The 18,559-nt window shown below is 71.5% G+C and carries 18 protein-coding genes; 1 reads left to right on the forward strand and 17 read right to left on the reverse strand.

What is annotated here, in order from left to right; genetic code table 11:
- Positions 1–39 precede the first annotated feature (39 nt).
- The 13 genes from metK to pyrR form a co-directional block, all read right to left on the reverse strand.
- Positions 40–1,248, reverse strand: coding sequence for a methionine adenosyltransferase (gene metK, locus CP969_RS08300; RefSeq protein ID WP_004990693.1), 1,209 nt, complete (start codon positions 1,246–1,248; stop codon positions 40–42).
- A gap of 237 nt (positions 1,249–1,485) precedes the next feature.
- A complete protein-coding gene (gene coaBC, locus CP969_RS08305; RefSeq protein ID WP_016827107.1) occupies positions 1,486–2,688 on the reverse strand; it encodes a bifunctional phosphopantothenoylcysteine decarboxylase/phosphopantothenate--cysteine ligase CoaBC in 1,203 nt (400 codons plus the stop codon).
- 110 nt (positions 2,689–2,798) lie between these two features.
- Complete coding sequence (gene rpoZ, locus CP969_RS08310) at positions 2,799–3,071, reverse strand: DNA-directed RNA polymerase subunit omega (RefSeq protein WP_004933985.1); 273 nt, start codon at positions 3,069–3,071, stop codon at positions 2,799–2,801.
- 101 nt (positions 3,072–3,172) lie between these two features.
- Positions 3,173–3,766: a guanylate kinase gene (gene gmk / locus CP969_RS08315; protein WP_051044441.1), complete on the reverse strand. Its 594-nt coding sequence runs from the start codon at positions 3,764–3,766 to the stop codon at positions 3,173–3,175.
- A gap of 60 nt (positions 3,767–3,826) precedes the next feature.
- Positions 3,827–4,150: an integration host factor gene (locus CP969_RS08320; protein ID WP_003977346.1), complete on the reverse strand. Its 324-nt coding sequence runs from the start codon at positions 4,148–4,150 to the stop codon at positions 3,827–3,829.
- A 286-nt stretch (positions 4,151–4,436) separates the two neighbouring features.
- Positions 4,437–5,282 carry an orotidine-5'-phosphate decarboxylase gene (gene pyrF, locus CP969_RS08325; RefSeq protein ID WP_004990680.1) on the reverse strand — a complete coding sequence of 282 codons (846 nt, stop codon included), beginning with the start codon at positions 5,280–5,282 and terminating at the stop codon, positions 4,437–4,439.
- Entirely contained in the window at positions 5,279–6,385 is a 1,107-nt protein-coding gene (locus CP969_RS08330; protein WP_016827102.1) for a quinone-dependent dihydroorotate dehydrogenase, read from the reverse strand. Before CP969_RS08330 ends, pyrF begins: the two co-directional genes overlap by 4 nt.
- A gap of 52 nt (positions 6,386–6,437) precedes the next feature.
- Complete coding sequence (gene carB, locus CP969_RS08335; RefSeq protein WP_016827100.1) at positions 6,438–9,746, reverse strand: carbamoyl-phosphate synthase large subunit; 3,309 nt, start codon at positions 9,744–9,746, stop codon at positions 6,438–6,440.
- Positions 9,739–10,881, reverse strand: coding sequence for a glutamine-hydrolyzing carbamoyl-phosphate synthase small subunit (gene carA / locus CP969_RS08340; RefSeq protein WP_004990672.1), 1,143 nt, complete (start codon positions 10,879–10,881; stop codon positions 9,739–9,741). Before carA ends, carB begins: the two co-directional genes overlap by 8 nt.
- Positions 10,878–11,438, reverse strand: coding sequence for a PH-like domain-containing protein (locus tag CP969_RS08345; protein ID WP_026085332.1), 561 nt, complete (start codon positions 11,436–11,438; stop codon positions 10,878–10,880). Before CP969_RS08345 ends, carA begins: the two co-directional genes overlap by 4 nt.
- Positions 11,435–12,721 carry a dihydroorotase gene (locus CP969_RS08350; RefSeq protein ID WP_004990668.1) on the reverse strand — a complete coding sequence of 429 codons (1,287 nt, stop codon included), beginning with the start codon at positions 12,719–12,721 and terminating at the stop codon, positions 11,435–11,437. The genes CP969_RS08345 and CP969_RS08350 overlap by 4 nt, the downstream gene beginning before the upstream one ends.
- A gap of 5 nt (positions 12,722–12,726) precedes the next feature.
- Complete coding sequence (locus CP969_RS08355) at positions 12,727–13,776, reverse strand: aspartate carbamoyltransferase catalytic subunit (RefSeq protein WP_016827096.1); 1,050 nt, start codon at positions 13,774–13,776, stop codon at positions 12,727–12,729.
- Between the two features lie 104 nt (positions 13,777–13,880).
- A complete protein-coding gene (pyrR, locus tag CP969_RS08360) occupies positions 13,881–14,438 on the reverse strand; it encodes a bifunctional pyr operon transcriptional regulator/uracil phosphoribosyltransferase PyrR (protein WP_004990663.1) in 558 nt (185 codons plus the stop codon).
- Positions 14,439–14,702: 264 nt separating this feature from the next.
- Here pyrR and bldD point away from each other — a divergent pair, with 264 nt between their 5' ends.
- On the forward strand, positions 14,703–15,206 hold the full coding sequence (gene bldD, locus CP969_RS08365) for a transcriptional regulator BldD (RefSeq protein ID WP_004990661.1): 504 nt from the start codon (positions 14,703–14,705) through the stop codon (positions 15,204–15,206).
- A 176-nt stretch (positions 15,207–15,382) separates the two neighbouring features.
- Here the strand turns inward: bldD and nusB are convergent, their stop codons facing one another.
- The 4 genes from nusB to CP969_RS08385 all read right to left on the reverse strand — a co-directional run bounded on the left by nusB (position 15,383) and on the right by CP969_RS08385 (position 18,556).
- On the reverse strand, positions 15,383–15,817 hold the full coding sequence (gene nusB, locus CP969_RS08370; protein WP_004990658.1) for a transcription antitermination factor NusB: 435 nt from the start codon (positions 15,815–15,817) through the stop codon (positions 15,383–15,385).
- A gap of 2 nt (positions 15,818–15,819) precedes the next feature.
- Complete coding sequence (efp, locus tag CP969_RS08375; RefSeq protein ID WP_004990655.1) at positions 15,820–16,386, reverse strand: elongation factor P; 567 nt, start codon at positions 16,384–16,386, stop codon at positions 15,820–15,822.
- Between the two features lie 62 nt (positions 16,387–16,448).
- Entirely contained in the window at positions 16,449–17,555 is a 1,107-nt protein-coding gene (locus tag CP969_RS08380) for an aminopeptidase P family protein (protein ID WP_004990651.1), read from the reverse strand.
- A gap of 134 nt (positions 17,556–17,689) precedes the next feature.
- Entirely contained in the window at positions 17,690–18,556 is an 867-nt protein-coding gene (locus CP969_RS08385) for a Pro-rich N-terminal domain-containing protein (RefSeq protein WP_026085331.1), read from the reverse strand.
- Positions 18,557–18,559 lie beyond the last annotated feature (3 nt).

The raw sequence follows: 18,559 nt of genomic DNA on the forward strand, positions 1-18,559 counted from the left end.
GACGCCGGGCCCCGCGCACCAGTGGTGCGGCCGTGTGCCCTACAGGCCCGCCGCCGCGCGCAGCGCGTCCACGCGGTCGGTGCGCTCCCAGGTGAAGTCGGGCAGCTCACGGCCGAAGTGGCCGTAGGCGGCGGTCTGGGAGTAGATCGGACGCAGCAGGTCGAGATCGCGGATGATGGCGGCCGGGCGGAGGTCGAAGACCTCGTCGATGGCCTGCTCGATCCGCTCGGTGTCGACCTTGGCGGTGCCGAAGGTCTCGACGAACAGGCCGACCGGCTCGGCCTTGCCGATGGCGTAGGCGACCTGGACCTCGCAGCGGGCGGCCAGGCCGGCCGCGACCACGTTCTTGGCGACCCAGCGCATCGCGTACGCCGCCGAGCGGTCCACCTTGGACGGGTCCTTGCCGGAGAACGCGCCGCCGCCGTGGCGGGCCATGCCGCCGTAGGTGTCGATGATGATCTTGCGGCCGGTCAGGCCGGCGTCGCCCATCGGGCCGCCGATCTCGAAGCGACCGGTGGGGTTGACCAGCAGCCGGTAGTTCTCGGTGTCCAGCTTGATGCCGTCGTCCAGCAGCGCCCTGAGCTCCGGCTCCACGACGAACTCGCGGATGTCGGGGGCGAGCAGCGACTCCAGGTCGATGTCGGAGGCGTGCTGCGAGGAGACCACGACGGTGTCCAGGCGGACCGCCTTGTCGCCGTCGTACTCGATGGTGACCTGGGTCTTGCCGTCCGGGCGCAGGTAGGGGATGGTGCCGTTCTTGCGCACGTCGGACAGGCGCTTGGACAGGCGGTGCGCGAGGAAGATCGGCAGCGGCATCAGCGTCGGCGTCTCGTCCGTCGCGTAGCCGAACATCAGGCCCTGGTCACCGGCGCCCTGCCGGTCCAGTTCGTCGTCGTCGCCCTCCACACGGGCCTCGTAGGCGGCGTCGACGCCCTGCGCGATGTCCGGGGACTGCGCGCCGATCGACACCGACACGCCGCAGGAGGCGCCGTCGAAGCCCTTCTTCGAGGAGTCGTAGCCGATCTCCAGGATCTTGTTGCGGACCAGCGTCGCGATGTCCGCGTACGCCTTGGTCGTGACCTCGCCGGCCACGTGCACCAGACCGGTGGTGATCAGGGTCTCGACGGCGACCCGGGAGGTCGGGTCCTCGCGCAGCAGCGCGTCGAGAATGGTGTCGCTGATCTGGTCAGCGATCTTGTCGGGGTGACCCTCGGTCACGGACTCCGAGGTGAACAGACGACGGGACACAACGCTCCCTGGGGTTGCAGCGGCTGCTGGCTGATCATTGGTGGACGGCGGGGGCTGCACCCGACGCCGTCCGTGGAACAGTTTATCGGTCGCGCTTCGCCGCCGGCCCTCCTGTCTCGACTCTCGGAAACGCTGTGACCTGCGGCACGGGCATTGTGCCCATGCCGGGCGGCGTTGGCCAGAGGCGCCACGCCCCGGGGCGCGAGGTTTCGGTGGACCGAACGGTGAATGAAACCCTCACCCGAGGCGCTCGGCCACCAGGTCCCACACGGTTTCGGCCAGGGCCTCCTTCGGGCCGTGCGCGACGCGGGTCTCGCTGCCGTCGGCGCCCAGCACCACGGCCTCGTTCTCCTCGGAGCCGAACGTCTTGCGCTCCCCCACCTCGTTCACCACCAGCAGATCGCAGCCCTTGCGCTTCAGCTTGGCGCGGCCGTTGGCGAGCACGTCGTCGGTCTCGGCGGCGAAGCCGACGATCACCTGGCCGGGGCGCGCACGGTCGCCCGAGATCTCGGCGAGAACGTCCGGATTCCGCACCAGGGCGATGGGCTCGGGCTCCTGGTCGTCCTTCTTCTTGATCTTGCCGGTCGCGTAGGACGCCGGCCGGAAGTCGGCGACGGCCGCGGCCATGACCACCGCGTCCGCGTCCGCGGCGGCGCCGAGCACGGCCTCGCGCAGTTCCACGGCGGTCCCCACGGGGACGACGTCCACACCGGCCGGGTCGGGCAGCGCGGTGTTGGCCGCGATCAGCGTGACGCGGGCGCCCCGGGCGGCGGCGGTACGGGCGAGGGCGTAGCCCTGCTTGCCGGAGGAGCGGTTGCCGAGGAAGCGGACGGGGTCGAGCGGCTCCCGGGTGCCTCCGGCGCTGATCACGACGTGCCGCCCGGCGAGGTCGGGCGCCGTGGCACCGCGGGCCAGCACCCGGCGGCAGACCTCGAAGATCTCGGCCGGCTCGGGCAGCCGGCCCTTTCCGGTGTCGACGCCGGTGAGGCGGCCGACGGCCGGTTCGACGACGACGGCGCCGCGGCGGCGCAGCGTCGCCACGTTCTCCTGGGTGGCCGGGTGCTCCCACATCTCGGTGTGCATGGCGGGGGCGAAGACCACCGGGCAGCGGGCGGTGAGCAGGGTGTTGGTGAGGAGGTCGTCGGCCAGGCCGTGGGCCGCCTTGGCGAGCACGTCCGCCGTGGCCGGGGCGACGACCACCAGGTCGGCGTGCTGCCCGATGCGGACGTGCGGCACCTCGTGGACGTCGTCCCAGACCTCGGTGGAGACCGGGTTGCCGGAGAGGGCGGACCAGGTGGCGGCACCGACGAAGTGCAGCGCGGAGGCGGTGGGGACGACACGGACGTCGTGCCCCGACTCCGTCAGCCGCCTGAGCAGCTCACAGGCCTTGTACGCGGCGATGCCGCCGCTGACCCCCAGAACGACCTTCGGCTTGTCCACCGTCTCTCCCCGGACCTCGGAAAATGTGCGACCACCCCATGAGACACCACAGGCCCGGCAGATGTACTGCCGGGCCTGTGGAAAAGTCAGCCGCAATCAGCTGGTGCGACTTACTGACCGGGGCCCTCGACGGCCTCGGAGGTCAGCAGTCCCGCGTTGATCTCGCGCAGGGCGATCGAGAGCGGCTTCTCGTGGACGTGGGTGTCGACGAGGGGACCGACGTACTCGAGGAGACCCTCGCCGAGCTGCGAGTAGTACGCGTTGATCTGGCGGGCCCGCTTGGCCGCGTAGATCACGAGACTGTACTTCGAGTCCGTGGCCTCGAGGAGCTCGTCGATCGGCGGGTTGATGATGCCCTCGGGCGCGGAGATGGAAGAGGACACGCTCTACCTTCCGATGGATGGGAAAGATTCAGTCCGGGTGACCGCCGATCGGTCCCGCTGGTCGGTCCTGCTGGACGATCCCACTGGGTGATCGGTGACGGTCAGACGACGTCCATCAAGGCTATCAGCTCGCGGGCCACGTCCTCGACGGAGGTGTTGACCAGGGTCGTGTCGAACTCCGGCTCGGCCGCGAGCTCGGTCTTCGCGGCCCGCAGACGGCGCTCGATCACCTCGGGCGACTCGGTGCCGCGCCCCGTGAGCCTGCGCACGAGCTCCTCCCAGGAGGGAGGAGCCAGGAACACCAGCTGGGCCTCGGCCATGGACTCGCGGACCTGCCGCGCGCCCTGGAGGTCGATCTCCAGCAGCACGGGCACACCCGCCTCCAGGTGCTCCAGCACCGCCGCGCGGGGTGTGCCGTAGCGGTTGCCGGCGAACTCGGCCCACTCCAACAGCTCACCGTTGGCGATCAGCTTGTCCATCTCCTCGTCGGTGACGAAGAAGTAGTGGACCCCGTGCTGCTCTCCCGGCCGGGGCCTCCGCGTCGTCGCCGACACGGAGAGCCAGACCTCGGGATGTGCCTTGCGCATATGGGCGACGACCGTGCTCTTGCCGACCCCGGAGGGGCCGGAGAGCACGGTCAGCCGCGGACGTGCGTCCGGGGGTTCGGGGGTCGTCCCCCGGGGTGTTGCAGCCATGCAGCGATTATTCCAGCAATCCCGGAGTGCCCGGGACGCCGGTCCCGGGCCGCTCGGGGTTCAGGAGCCGGTGCTGCCGAACTCGCGCTCCAGGGAGGCGATCTGGTTGGACCCGAGACCGCGCACGCGGCGGCTCTCGGAGATGCCCAGTCGCTCCATGATCTGCTTGGCGCGGACCTTACCCACGCCCGGCAGGGACTCGAGCAGGGCGGAGACCTTCATCTTGCCGATGACGTCGTTCTCCTGGCCCTGCTTGATGACCTCGTGAAGGGAGGCGCCGGAGTGCTTGAGTCGATTCTTGACCTCGGCCCGCTCCCGGCGAGCCGCGGCGGCCTTTTCGAGCGCGGCTGCGCGCTGTTCAGGGGTAAGGGGCGGAAGAGCCACGCCTACGTCACCTCGGATGTCGAACTGTCGGATACGGACCGGTGAGGAACCTAGTCGCCCCACACCTGGGGAGCCACGAGCAACACACCTGCCCGCTCCCTCCCACTGCCCGGAGGCGTGGGAGGTACTCCACTCGTCGGAGACTAGCGGCCAACTCCGCCTGAGTCAGCGAGAACAGCGGAAAAGTCCTGGTCAGCCTCCGTCAGGCCAGACATTTAAGACATACTGCCTCTGATTTGGGGATGTATCCAGGGTCCGGGAGGCACGGAATCCCCCGTCGGCCGGTTCAGGCCGACGTCACGGCGGTCCGGATCTCCTCCGTGAAACGGTCCGCGGCGTCACGCAGCGCGACGACGTCGGGACCGTGACGCAGCACGCCCCGGCTGACGTTCGGCACCACGTGGCGCACCGCGCGCCCGAAGACCGCCGGGAGATCGGCCGCCGTGGCCCCCTGGGCGCCGATGCCGGGCGCGAGGATCGGGCCGCCCATGTCCAGGTCGTACGAGGACAGGTCGCCGAGCGTCGCCCCGACCACCGCGCCGAAGGACCCCAGGGGCTCCTCCCCCGCGTTCTCCAGGGCCAGGTGCCCGAGCACGGTCGCCCCGACGGTGCGTCCGTCGGGCCGGACCGCGTGCTGCACCTCGCCGCCCTCCGGGTTGGAGGTCAGCGCCAGCACGAACAGCCCCGTGCCGCTCTCCCGGGCCAGCGCGACGGCCGGGCTCAGCGAGCCGTAGCCGAGGTACGGCGAGACGGTGAGCGCGTCGGAGAACAGGGGCGCGTCCTCGTGCAGGAAGGACTCGGCGTAGGCGGCCATGGTGGAGCCGATGTCGCCGCGCTTGGCGTCCATCACGACCAGCGCCCCGGCCGCCCGCGCCTCCCGGACCGTCCGCTCCAGGACGGCGACGCCGCGCGAGCCGAAACGCTCGAAGAAGGCGCTCTGCGGTTTGAGTACGGCGACCCGGCCGGCGACCGCCTCGACGACCGTGCGGCTGAACCGCTCCAGGCCCGTGACGTCGTCGTTCAGGCCCCACTCGGTGAGCAGGGAGGGGTGCGGGTCGATGCCCACGCACAGCGGGCCGCGCTCGTCCATGGCCCGGCGCAGCCGCGCGCCGAAGGGTTCGAGTCCGCTCATGCCGTTGTCCTCGCGTCGGCGCCCACCGCGTCGGCGAGCGTGGCGTACGGGCTGGTGCGCAGGCGCGCGGCGAGCCCCTTGTGGATGCTGCGGGCCCAGAAGGGCCCCTCGTAGACGAAGGCGCTGTAGCCCTGGACCAGCGTGGCGCCGGCCAGGATGCGCTGCCAGGCGTCCTCGGCGTCCTCGACGCCGCCGACGCCGACCAGGGTGATCCGGTCGCCCACGCGCGCGTAGAGGCGGCGGAGGACCTCGAGGGAGCGCGCCTTCAGCGGGGCGCCGGACAGGCCGCCGGCCTCCTGGACCACGGCGGGCGCGGACGTCAGGCCGAGTCCCTCGCGCGCGACGGTGGTGTTGGTGGCGATGATCCCGTCCAGGCCGAGCTCCACGGCCAGGTCGGCGACGGCGTCGACGTCCTCGTCGGCGAGGTCCGGCGCGATCTTCACCAGCAGCGGCACCCGGCGGGCCGGGACGGCCCGGTCGGCGGCCTCGCGGACGGCGGTCAGCAGCGGGCGCAGGTGGCCGACGGCCTGCAGGTCGCGCAGGCCGGGCGTGTTCGGGGAGGAGACGTTGACCACCAGGTAGTCGGCGTACGGCGCCAGCCGCTCGGCCGACTTCACGTAGTCGCCGACGGCTTCGGACTCCGGCACGACCTTGGTCTTGCCGATGTTGACGCCGACGGCCGTCCGGAAGACGGGCGTGCGGGAGGCCAGGCGCGCGGCGACGGCCAGCGAACCGTCGTTGTTGAAGCCCATGCGGTTGATCAGGGCGCGGTCCCCGACCAGCCGGAACAGCCGCTTCCTCGGGTTGCCGGGCTGCGGCTCCCCGGTCACGGTGCCGATCTCGACGTGGTCGAAGCCGAGCATCGCCAGACCGTCGATGCCGACGGCGTTCTTGTCGAAGCCGGCCGCGAGCCCGAAGGGGCTGTGCAGGCGCAGCCCCAGGGCCTCGGTGCGCAGCTCCTCGTGGCGGGGCGCGAGCACGGCGGCGGCGAAGGTGCGCAGCACGGGGATCCGCGCGAGCAGGCGGATCCAGCGGAAGGCCAGGTGGTGGGCCCGCTCCGGGTCCAGCCGGGTGAACACCAGGTGGAAGAAGTACTTGTACATGCCTGTCCTCGTGAAGAGGGGGACACCGTTTCCGGTGTCCCCCTCGGGGCTGCTAGTCGCGGGCCGCGATCAGGCGTTCCGCGTGTTCCTGGAGCGAGCGGACGCCCACGTCCCCCCGGTTGAGGGCGTCGATGCCCTGGACCGCGGCGGCGAGCGCCTGGACCGTCGTCAGGCACGGCACGGACCGCGCCACGGCCGCCGTGCGGATGTCGTAGCCGTCGAGGCGTCCGCCGGTGCCGTACGGGGTGTTGACGATGAGGTCGACCTCGCCGTCGTGGATGAGCTGGACGATGGTCTTCTCGCCGTTCGGGCCGGTGCCCTCGGAGTGCTTGCGCACCACGGTGGCGTTGATGCCGTTGCGCTTGAGGACCTCGGCGGTGCCGGAGGTGGCGAGCAGGTCGAAGCCGTGGGCGACCAGCTCGCGCGCCGGGAGGATCATCAGGCGCTTGTCGCGGTTGGCGACCGAGATGAACGCCCGCCCCTTGGTGGGCAGCGGCCCGTAGGCGGCCGACTGCGACTTGGCGTACGCCGTGCCGAAGACGGAGTCGATCCCCATGACCTCGCCGGTGGAGCGCATCTCCGGGCCGAGGACCGTGTCGACGCCGCGGCCGTGGATGTCGCGGAAGCGGGACCAGGGCAGCACCGCCTCCTTGACGGAGATCGGCGCGTCCAGCGGCATCTCGCCGCCGTCGCCGTGCGCCGGGAGCAGGCCCTCGGCGCGCAGCTCGGCGATGGTGGCGCCCAGCGAGATGCGGGCGGCGGCCTTGGCCAGCGGCACCGCGGTCGCCTTGGAGGTGAAGGGGACGGTGCGCGAGGCGCGCGGGTTGGCCTCCAGGACGTAGAGGATGTCCCCGGACAGCGCGAACTGGATGTTGATCAGGCCGCGCACCCCGACACCGCGCGCGATGGCCTCCGTGGAGGTGCGCAGCCGCTTGATGTCGAAGCCGCCGAGCGTGATCGGGGGCAGGGAGCACGCCGAGTCGCCGGAGTGGATGCCGGCCTCCTCGATGTGCTCCATGACACCGCCGAGGTACAGCTCCTCGCCGTCGTACAGCGCGTCGACGTCGATCTCTATGGCGTCGTCGAGGAAGCGGTCCACCAGCACCGGCCGGGAGGGGCTGATCTCGGTCGACTCGGCGATGTACGACTCCAGCCGGGCCTCGTCGTAGACGATCTCCATGCCGCGTCCGCCGAGCACGTAGGACGGCCGCACGAGGACCGGGTAGCCGATCTCGTCGGCGATGGCCTTGGCCTCGGCGAAGGTGGTGGCGGTGCCGTGCTTGGGCGCCGGCAGGCCGGCCTCCTTGAGGACCCGGCCGAAGGCGCCGCGGTCCTCGGCCGCGTGGATGGCCTCCGGAGGGGTGCCGACGATCGGCACGCCGTTGTCCTTCAGCGCCTGCGCCAGGCCGAGCGGGGTCTGCCCACCGAGCTGGACGACGACGCCCGCGACCGGTCCGGCCTGCTGCTCGGCGTGGACGATCTCCATCACGTCCTCCAGGGTGAGCGGCTCGAAGTACAGCCGGTCGGAGGTGTCGTAGTCGGTGGAGACGGTCTCCGGGTTGCAGTTGACCATCACGGTCTCGTACCCGGCGTCGTGCAGCGCGAAGGAGGCGTGGACGCAGGAGTAGTCGAACTCGATGCCCTGGCCGATGCGGTTCGGGCCGGAGCCCAGGATGATGACGGCCGGCTTCTCGCGCGGGGCGACCTCGGTCTCCTCGTCGTAGGAGGAGTAGAAGTACGGGGTCTTCGCGGCGAACTCGGCGGCGCAGGTGTCGACCGTCTTGTAGACCGGGCGGACGCCGAGGGCGTGCCGGACCTCGCGGACGACCTCCTCGCGCAGACCGCGGATCTCGCCGATCTGCTGGTCGGAGAAGCCGTGCCGCTTGGCCTCGGCGAGCAGGTCGGCGGTCAGCTCGGGCGTCTCGGCCAGCTCGTCGGCGATCTCCTTGATGAGGAAGAGCTGGTCGACGAACCAGGGGTCGATCTTCGTGGCCTCGAAGACCTCCTCGGGGGTGGCGCCCGCGCGGATGGCCTGCATGACGGCGTTGATCCGGCCGTCGGTCGGGCGGACGGCCTCGCGCAGCAGCTCGGCCTTGTCGCCGGGCTCGCCGACGAACGTGAACCGGCTGCCCTTCTTCTCCAGCGAGCGCAGCGCCTTCTGGAGGGCCTCGGTGAAGTTGCGGCCGATCGCCATGGCCTCGCCGACCGACTTCATGGTGGTGGTGAGGGTGGAGTCGGCGCTCGGGAACTTCTCGAAGGCGAACCGGGGTGCCTTGACGACCACGTAGTCCAGGGTCGGCTCGAAGGACGCCGGGGTCTCCTGCGTGATGTCGTTCGGGATCTCGTCGAGGGTGTAGCCGACGGCGAGCTTGGCGGCGATCTTGGCGATCGGGAAACCGGTCGCCTTGGAGGCCAGCGCCGAGGAGCGCGACACCCGCGGGTTCATCTCGATGACGATGACGCGGCCGTCGACGGGGTTCACCGCGAACTGGATGTTGCAGCCGCCGGTGTCCACGCCGACCTCGCGGATGACCGCGATGCCGATGTCCCGCAGGGTCTGGTACTCGCGGTCGGTGAGCGTCATCGCCGGGGCGACGGTGATGGAGTCGCCGGTGTGCACGCCCATGGGGTCGAAGTTCTCGATGGAGCAGACCACCACGACGTTGTCGTGCTTGTCGCGCATCAGCTCCAGCTCGTACTCCTTCCAGCCGAGGATGGACTCCTCCAGGAGCACCTCGGTGGTCGGCGAGAGGGCCAGGCCCTGGCCGGCGATGCGGCGCAGTTCGTCCTCGTCGTGGGCGAAGCCGGAGCCGGCGCCGCCCATGGTGAAGGACGGGCGGACGACGACCGGGTAGCCCCCGAGCTCGTCGACGCCGGCGAGCACCTCGTCCATGGAGTGGCAGATCACCGAGCGGGCGGACTCGCCCTGCCCGATCTTCTTGCGGACCTCCTCCACGACCTCCTTGAACCGGTCGCGGTCCTCGCCCTTGTGGATGGCCTCGACGTTGGCGCCGATCAGCTCGACGCCGTACTTGTCGAGGACACCGCTCTCGTGCAGGGCGATCGCGGCGTTGAGGGCCGTCTGGCCGCCCAGGGTGGGCAGCAGGGCGTCCGGCCGCTCCTTGGCGATGATCTTCTCGACGAACTCGGGGGTGATCGGCTCGACGTAGGTGGCGTCGGCGATCTCCGGGTCGGTCATGATCGTCGCCGGGTTGGAGTTCACCAGGACGACGCGCAGGCCCTCGGCCTTGAGCACGCGGCACGCCTGGGTGCCGGAGTAGTCGAACTCGGCGGCCTGGCCGATGACGATCGGGCCGGAGCCGATGACCAGGACGGACTGGATATCGGTGCGCTTAGGCACGCTGGCCCTCCATCAGGGAGACGAAGCGGTCGAACAGGTAGGCGGCGTCGTGCGGGCCCGCCGCCGCTTCCGGGTGGTACTGGACGCTGAAGGCCGGCTTGTCGAGCAGCCGGAGCCCCTCCACCACGTTGTCGTTCAGGCAGACGTGGGACACCTCGGCGCGGCCGAACGGGGTGTCGGAGACCTGGTCGATCGGGGCGTCGACGGCGAAGCCGTGGTTGTGCGAGGTGACCTCGACCTTGCCGGTCGCGCGGTCCTGCACCGGCTGGTTGATGCCGCGGTGGCCGTACTTCAGCTTGTAGGTGCCGAAGCCGAGGGCGCGGCCGAGGATCTGGTTGCCGAAGCAGATGCCGAACAGCGGGGTGCCGCGCTCCAGGACGCCCCGCATCACGGCGACGGCGTGGTCGGCGGTGGCGGGGTCGCCGGGGCCGTTGGAGAAGAACACGCCGTCGGGGGCGACGGCGTAGACGTCGTCGACGGTGGCGGTCGGGGGCAGGATGTGCACCTCGATGCCGCGCTGGGTCATGCGCTGCGCGGTCATGCCCTTGATGCCGAGGTCGATCGCGGCGACGGTGAACTTCTTCTCACCGATCGCGGGGACGACGTACGGCTCGGTGGTGGCGACCTCGGAGGCGAGGTCGGCGCCCTCCATCGGGGGCACGTCCTGGACGCTCGCCAGCAGCGCGGCGTCGTCCCGTACGGCGTCGCCGCTGAAGATGCCGACGCGCATGGCGCCCCGCTCGCGCAGGTGCCGGGTGAGCGCGCGGGTGTCGATGCCGCTGATGCCGACGACGCCCTGCGCGGCGAGTTCCTCGTCCAGGGGGCGGCGGGAGCGCCAGTTGGAGGGGACCCGCGCGGGGTCGCGCACGACGTAGCCGGCGACCCAGATCCGCCGGGACTCGGGGTCGTCGTCGTTGACGCCGGTGTTGCCGACGTGCGGGGCGGTCATCACCACGACCTGGCGGTGGTACGACGGGTCGGTGAGGGTCTCCTGGTATCCGGTCATGCCGGTGGAGAACACCGCTTCGCCGAAGGTCTCCCCCACCGCCCCGTAGGCACGGCCGCGGAAGATCCGGCCGTCCTCCAGGACGAGTACGGCGGGAACCTCGGCGGTTCCCCTGGTGGAGGTTGTCATCGTGCGCCTTCCGTCTCGGAGATCATGTGGTTGAGGGTGTCGACCCACTCGTTGTGCTCGGCCGCGTGGTCGGAGCGGAAGCCGGAGTCGATCAGCCGGTCGCCGTGCGCCCAGGTGACGACCAGCAGGCCGCCCTCGGTGAGGACCTTGCCGGCGATGCCCTTGTCCAGCCGGGCAGCGCGCAGCGCCTCGGCCGGGACGAAGAAGTCGTCCGCTGCGGGCCGGACCACGTCCAGCCCCGCGTCGGTGAGGGTCAGCTCGACCCGGCTGCGGGTGCCCAGGCCGTGCGCCACGATGCGGTCGAGCCACTGGCCGGCGGTGGTGGAGCCGTGGTAGCGGCCGCTCATGCTCAGTTTCACCGGGCCGGGGTCCGCCGGCGCGCTGTGCAGCTCCGGGAGGTCGCCCTGGAGCGTGCCGCGCCATTTCCAGCCCTCGCGCATCAGCCAGTAGACGAGCGCGACGAAGAGGGCGAGTCCGACGACCCAGCCGATCCGGGCGGCCCAGTCGGTCACTTCCGCCGATTCCCTCTCGGCGGCCAGCAGGATTACAGGTGTCACGTGAGCTTCCCGTCGACGAGTGTGGCCTTGCCCCGGAGCCAGGTGTGCGTCACACGGCCCGGCAGCTCACGGCCCTCGTACGGGGTGTTGCGGCTGCGCGAGGCGAAGCCCGCGGGGTCCACAGGACCACGGTATGCCGTGTCGACGAGGGTGAGGTTGGCGGGCTCGCCTGCCGAGACGGGACGGCCGTGGCCCTCGGCGCGTCCGATGCGCGCGGGGGCGAAGGACATCCGGTCGGCGACGCCGGCCCAGTCCAGCAGCCCCGTGTCGACCATGGTCTCCTGGACCACCGACAGCGCGGTCTCCAGGCCGACCATGCCCATGGCGGCGGCGGCCCACTCGCAGTCCTTGTCCTCGTGCGGGTGCGGGGCGTGGTCGGTGGCGACGATGTCGATCGTGCCGTCGGCGAGCGCCTCGCGCAGCGCCCTCACGTCCCGCTCGGTGCGCAGCGGCGGGTTGACCTTGTAGACCGGGTCGTAGGTGCGCACCGACTCGTCGGTGAGGAGCAGGTGGTGCGGGGTGACCTCGGCGGTGACCCGGATGCCGCGGGACTTGGCCCAGCGGACGATCTCGACGCTGCCCGCCGTGGAGAGGTGGCAGATGTGGACGCGGGAGCCGACGTGGTCGGCGAGCAGCACGTCCCGGGCGATGACCGACTCCTCGGCGACGGCCGGCCAGCCCCCGAGCCCCAGCTCGGCGGAGACGACGCCCTCGTTCATCTGGGCGCCCTCGGTCAGCCGCGGCTCCTGCGCGTGCTGGGCGACGACCCCGTCGAAGGCCTTCACGTACTCCAGGGCGCGGCGCATGATCACGGCGTCGTGGACGCACTTGCCGTCGTCGGAGAAGACGGTGACGCCGGCGGCCGACTCGTGCATGGCGCCCAGCTCGGCGAGCTTGCGCCCCTCCAGGCCGACGGTGACGGCGCCCACGGGCCGCACGTCGCAGTAGCCGTGCTCCCTGCCGAGCCGCCAGACCTGCTCGACCACGCCGGCGGTGTCCGCGACCGGGAAGGTGTTGGCCATGGCGAACACGGCCGTGTAGCCGCCGCTCGCCGCCGCGCGGGTGCCGGTCAGCACGGTCTCGGAGTCCTCGCGGCCGGGCTCGCGCAGATGGGTGTGCAGGTCGACCAGGCCCGGCAGCAGCACCTTGCCACCGGCCTCGACGACCTCGGCGCCCTCGGCGCTCAGCCCGGCGCCCACCTCGGCGATGGTCCCGCCGTCGATCAGGACGTCCTGCGGGTCGCCGCCGAGCACCTTCGCACCGCGGATCAGGATCTTGCTCATCTGTCTTACTTCTCCTCGGCAGCGGAAGGGGTGGGCGCGGGGCGCTCGTCGGAAGGGTGGTGGGGGGCGGGCGGGCGGGGGTGGGTGACGGCGGGCACGTTCCTGGAGCCGACCACGGCGCCGCCCAGGAGCAGGTAGAGGACGGCCATCCGGATGGAGACCCCGTTGGTGACCTGCTCGACGACGGTGCAGCGGTCGGAGTCGGCGACCTCGGCGGTGATCTCCATGCCGCGGACCATCGGGCCGGGGTGCATCACGAGGGCGTGCTCGGGCATCCGCGCCATGCGGTCGCCGTCGAGGCCGTAACGCCGTGAGTACTCGCGCTCGGTGGGGAAGAACGCGGCGTTCATCCGCTCGCGCTGGACCCGCAGCATCATCACGGCGTCGGACTTGGGCAGGGTGCTGTCGAGGTCGTAGGAGACCTCGCAGGGCCAGGTCTCCACGCCGACCGGCAGCAGGGTCGGCGGGGCGACGAGGGTGACCTCGGCACCGAGGGTGTGCAGCAGGTCGACGTTGGAGCGGGCGACCCGGCTGTGCAGGACGTCGCCGACGAGCGTGACGCGCCGGCCGGAGAGGTCCTGGCCGAGCCCGGCGTCCCGGCCGACGAGCCGGCGCCGCATGGTGAAGGCGTCGAGCAGGGCCTGGGTGGGGTGCTGGTGGGTGCCGTCGCCGGCGTTGATGACGGCGGCGTCGATCCAGCCCGAGGTGGCCAGGCGGTAGGGGGCTCCGGAGGCGCCGTGCCGGATGACCACGGCGTCGACCCCCATGGCCTCCAGGGTCTGGGCGGTGTCCTTCAGGGACTCGCCCTTGGAGACGCTGGAGCCCTTGGCGGTGAAGTTGATGACGTCCGCGGACAGCCGCTTCTCGGCGGCCTCGAAGGAGATCCGGGTCCTCGTCGAGTCCTCGAAGAAGAGGTTGACCACGGTCCGGCCGCGCAGGGTCGGCAGTTTCTTGATCGGCCGGTCGGCGACCCGGGCCATCTCCTCGGCGGTGTCGAGGATCAGGACGGCGTCGTCGCGGGTGAGGTCGGCGGCCGAGATGAGATGGCGCTGCATCTGTCAGGCTCCGTAAGGCAGTTCAATGAGGCGAAATCGGGCGTCCGGGCCCGCGCGAGGGCGTGCCGGGCCGGCGCACGGGGGGTCGGCGCGCGCCCGATGTGCTACTGAGCGGTCTGCTTCGCACCGAGCAGGACGGTGTCGCGACCGTCCTCCTCGGCGAGCAGGACCTTGACCGTCTCCCGCAGCGACGTGGGGAGGTTCTTGCCGACGTAGTCGGCACGGATGGGCAGTTCGCGGTGGCCGCGGTCGACGAGGACGGCGAGCTGCACCGCGCGGGGGCGCCCGATGTCGTTCAGCGCGTCGAGGGCGGCGCGGATGGTGCGGCCGGAGAAGAGGACGTCGTCGACGAGGACGACCAGGCGGCCGTCGATGCCGTCACCGGGGATCTCGGTGCGGGCCAGCGCACGCGGCGGGTGCATGCGCAGGTCGTCGCGGTACATGGTGATGTCGAGCGAGCCGACCGGAACCTTGCGCTCGGTGATCTGCTCGAGCTTGGCGGCGAGCCGCTGGGCGAGGAAGACGCCCCGGGTGGGGATGCCGAGGAGCACCACGTCGTCGGCGCCCTTGGCGCGTTCGACGATCTCGTGGGCGATGCGGGTCAGCACCCGCGCGATGTCGGGGCCCTCGAGAACGGGCCGCGCATCGGACTGCGTGTCCATGAGAAACGGACCTCCTTCTCCGCCTCACGGGACGGACCTTAAAGGACGTCGGAATTGCGGTGCCTACGGTATCAGGTCGCAGCGACACGTCTGATCGCCCCTGAATCACTCCCCTGGCGTAACCGATCTTCGATACCACGGAAGAGTCGGTGTGGACCATTCGGCTTGACGCACGAGAGTAACGCTGCGTAACCTCACAGTGAGTTACCAGCCGCGCGGCCCGGAAACCCAACCAGCCGCGTCGACACAGTGCCGGGGAGCCATATGTCCAGCGAATACGCCAAACAGCTCGGGGCCAAGCTCCGGGCGATCCGCACCCAGCAGGGCCTTTCCCTCCACGGTGTCGAGGAGAAGTCCCAGGGACGCTGGAAGGCCGTCGTGGTCGGTTCGTACGAGCGCGGGGACCGCGCCGTGACCGTGCAGCGCCTCGCGGAGCTGGCGGACTTCTACGGCGTTCCGGTGCAGGAGCTGCTGCCGGGCACCACTCCTGGGGGCGCCGCCGAGCCGCCGCCGAAGCTGGTCCTGGACCTGGAGCGGCTGGCCACGGTGCCGGCCGAGAAGGCGGGACCGCTGCAGCGCTACGCGGCCACGATCCAGTCCCAGCGCGGGGACTACAACGGCAAGGTGCTCTCGATCCGCCAGGACGACCTGCGCACCCTCGCCGTCATCTACGACCAGTCGCCCTCGGTCCTCACCGAGCAGCTGATCAGCTGGGGCGTCCTGGACGCGGACGCGCGGCGCGCGGTGGCCTCCCACGAGGAGAGCTGAGCGCACGGCCTTCTGCGGGTCGAGCAGAAACGTACCGCCGGGGTGGCCGGGACCTGCACGGTCCCGGCCACCCCGGCGGTGTTTCGCACGTGCCCCGGTCCACCGGGCGCGCGACATGCCGGAGGGCCCGCGGCGTGAGTCGCCGCGGGCCCTCCGGCATGTCTGTGCCGAGCCTCTCAGACCTCGTCGCGGCGCAGCGACGGCTTGAGCTCCTTGAGCCGGCCGAGCAGGCCGTTGATGAACGAGGGCGATTCGTCCGTGGAGAACTCCTTGGCCAGCTGCACCATCTCGTCGAGGACGACGGCGTCCGGGGTCTCGTCGACCCAGAGCAGCTCGTAGGCGCCGAGACGCAGGATGCTGCGGTCGACCACCGGCATCCGGTCGAGCGTCCAGCCGACCGAGTACTGGGCGATCAGCCCGTCGATGCGCTGCGCGTGCTCGGCGTAGCCCTCGACCAGCTGCATCGTGTACTCGCTCACCGGCGGCTGCCGGGTGTCGGTCCGGGAGTGCCGGATCCAGTCCGCGAGGACCGTCAGGACGTCGGCGCCGCGCTGGTCGCCCTCGAAGAGGATCTGGAAGGCGCGCTTGCGGGCCGTGTTGCGGGCAGCCACGGTTAGCTGTTCACCCGGCCGAGGTAGTCGCTGGTGCGGGTGTCCACCTTGATCTTCTCACCGGTGGTGATGAAGAGCGGGACCTGGATCTGGTGGCCGGTCTCCAGCGTGGCGGGCTTGGTGCCGCCGGTGGAGCGGTCGCCCTGGACGCCCGGCTCGGTCTCCTGGACGGTCAGCTCGACGGCGGCGGGCAGCTCGACGAAGAGCACCTCGCCCTCGTGGGTGGCGACGGTGGCCTCGAAGCCCTCGACCAGGAAGTGGGCGGCGTCGCCGACCACCTTGCGGTCGATGTGCAGCTGGTCGTAGGTCTCCATGTCCATGAAGACGAAGTAATCGCCGTCCATGTAGGAGAACTGCATGTCGCGCTTGTCGACGGTGGCCGTATCGACCTTGACGCCGGCGTTGAAGGTCTTGTCGACGGTCTTGCCGGAGAGCACGTTCTTGAGCTTGGTGCGCACGAAGGCCGGGCCCTTGCCGGGCTTGACGTGCTGGAACTCGACGACGGACCAGAGCTGGCCGCCTTCGAGCTTGAGCACCATGCCGTTCTTGAGGTCGTTCGTGGAAGCCACGGTTGAGGAATCTCCTGGACTGAACTGACGTGGACGACCCCGGGGCGGCGCACAGCGCGAGGCTAGAGCGCGAGCAGCTCCTTGGTCGTGATGGTGAGTAGCTCGGGTCCGCCGTCCGCCTCGGGGCGCACGACGAGCGTGTCATCGATCCGGACACCACCCCGGCCCGGGAGGTGGACTCCCGGTTCGACGGTGACCGGCACGCAAGCGTCCAGTTTACCCATGGCCGCAGGGCTCAACCGAGGGTCCTCGTCGATTTCGAGCCCGACTCCGTGCCCCGTGAGGGCGGGGAGGGCGTCGGCGTACCCGGCGGAATCCAGCACGTGGCGTGCCGCGCGGTCCACGTCGCGGCAGGCGGCGCCCGGGACGAGGGACTCCCGTCCGGCACGCTGGGCGGAGAAGACGAGGTCGTACAGTTCGATCTGCCAGTCCGCGGGGGCCGTGCCGATGACGAAGGTGCGGCCGATCTCGCAGCGGTAGCCCCGGTAGGTGGCACCGAGGCAGACGGAGAGGAAGTCGCCCTCCTCGACACGGCGGTCGGTGGGCCGGTGGCCGGGCCGTCCGGCGTTCGGGCCGGTGGCGACGGAGGTGGGGAAGGCGGGGCCGTCGGCGCCGTGGTCGACGAGGCGGCGCTCCAGCTCCAGGGCGAGATGGCGTTCGGTGCGGCCGACCAGGATGGACTCCAGCAGCTCGCCGAGGGCCTGGTCGGCGATCTCCGCGCCGATGCGCAGGCAGGAGATCTCCTCCTCGTCCTTGACCACCCGGAGCTGCTCGACCGCACGGCCCGTGTCGCTCAGGCGCAGCCCGGGAGCCGCCGAGCGGATGGCGCGGTGCCGGGTCACGGTGAGGTGGTGCTCCTCGACGGCGAGGGAGTCGGCGCCCTGGTCGGCGGCGAGACCGGCCGCCGCGACGGCGGCGTCACCGCCGGTCGCGGGCCCGACGTGCACGCGCAGCGCCTCGTCGGGCCGGGCCTGCGGCGACCGGTCGTCGGGTGGGCCGGCGCACACCAGCAGGTCCTCGGTCCTGCCCAGCAGCAGCACGGCGCCCTCGGGGGCGGTACCCGCGAGGTAGCGCACATTGGCGGGCCGTGACACCAGCGCCGCCGCGCTGCCGCCCGCGTTGCAGCATTCCCGTACCCGGGTGCGGCGGACCGTGTACACCTCTGACATGACCCGAGCCTATGAGCGGTGGCCGGATACCGCCGGTCGAGAGGTCCGAGTGGGCGGCGCCGCCCGCGCCGCGACCACGGCCCCGGCCCGGCGCAGCAGGCGGTCGGGCGGGGGTCCGGGGCGGGGCGGCGGCCTCACCAGGCCGGCGGGCTCGCGATCGACCTGGCCAGGACGTCGTCCAGGATCCTCGCCGTCTCGGGTATGCCGAGCTGGGAGTTGTCGATGATCGGGAGCCCCGAGCCGTACCAGCCGGCCATGCGGCCGTGGATCCGGGCGACCTCCTCGTCGCTGAGGCGGCGGTTGCCGGAGCGTTCCGCGTTGCGTTCCAGGACGACGTCCAGGCCCGGCAGGAGGACGACCGGCAGCAGGCCGGGACCCACGTGCCGTTTCCAGCCACCCAGGCCGACCACCGGACGGTCGGGGAAGACGGCGTCGTCGAGGATGCACGAGATGCCGTTGGCGAGGAAGTTGCGCGCGGCGAAGCCGCAGGTGCGGCGGGCCAGGCGGTACTGGGCCTCGGAGTGGTCGTTCCACCCCGCCTGCGGGTCGGCGAAGCCCGAACGCACCCACTCGCGTACGTCGTCGAGGCTGATGTGCGCGGTCGGGACCCGGCGGTGACCCGCCCAGTACTTGGCCACGCTGGTCTTCCCGGCGCCCGCGGGCCCGATGAGCAGCACGGCGATGGTCGTGCCGGCCGGGTCGGGGGGCGCGGCGGCCTGCGGAGCGCCGGGCACGGCGACGGGGCCGCCGGGCGGCAGCGGCACGTGGCCGGTGGTGTCCGGCGGGGGCATCGGGACGTGCTGCGGGTCCGCGGGGGGCGGGGTGGGCCCGGGCGGGGGCGCGGGACAGCCCGGTGCCGGAGGCGGCACGGGCGCGGGGACGTGTCCCTGGTGCGCTCCCGGGTGCTGACCCGGGTGGTGTGCGGCCGGCGACCAGCCGGCGGCCGGTCCGTGCCCCGGCTGGTGGGGCGGCGGCAGCGGCGGACCCACTGCGTGCTGCATCCG

This window comes from Streptomyces viridosporus T7A, assembly GCF_008704515.1.
GTDB lineage: Bacteria > Actinomycetota > Actinomycetes > Streptomycetales > Streptomycetaceae > Streptomyces > Streptomyces viridosporus.

What these genes read in the sequence shown, in the direction of transcription:
- CP969_RS08380 (WP_004990651.1), bottom strand. Translation starts at nt 17,555, where the DNA reads ATGTCAGAGGTGTACACGGTCCGCCGCACCCGGGTACGGGAATGCTGC.
- pyrR (WP_004990663.1), bottom strand. Translation starts at nt 14,438, where the DNA reads ATGGACACGCAGTCCGATGCGCGGCCCGTTCTCGAGGGCCCCGACATC.
- CP969_RS08330 (WP_016827102.1), bottom strand. Translation starts at nt 6,385, where the DNA reads ATGTACAAGTACTTCTTCCACCTGGTGTTCACCCGGCTGGACCCGGAG.
- carA (WP_004990672.1), bottom strand. Translation starts at nt 10,881, where the DNA reads ATGACAACCTCCACCAGGGGAACCGCCGAGGTTCCCGCCGTACTCGTC.
- pyrF (WP_004990680.1), bottom strand. Translation starts at nt 5,282, where the DNA reads ATGAGCGGACTCGAACCCTTCGGCGCGCGGCTGCGCCGGGCCATGGAC.
- CP969_RS08350 (WP_004990668.1), bottom strand. Translation starts at nt 12,721, where the DNA reads ATGAGCAAGATCCTGATCCGCGGTGCGAAGGTGCTCGGCGGCGACCCG.
- CP969_RS08355 (WP_016827096.1), bottom strand. Translation starts at nt 13,776, where the DNA reads ATGCAGCGCCATCTCATCTCGGCCGCCGACCTCACCCGCGACGACGCC.
- gmk (WP_051044441.1), bottom strand. Translation starts at nt 3,766, where the DNA reads ATGGCTGCAACACCCCGGGGGACGACCCCCGAACCCCCGGACGCACGT.
- CP969_RS08385 (WP_026085331.1), bottom strand. Translation starts at nt 18,556, where the DNA reads ATGCAGCACGCAGTGGGTCCGCCGCTGCCGCCGCCCCACCAGCCGGGG.
- bldD (WP_004990661.1), top strand. Translation starts at nt 14,703, where the DNA reads ATGTCCAGCGAATACGCCAAACAGCTCGGGGCCAAGCTCCGGGCGATC.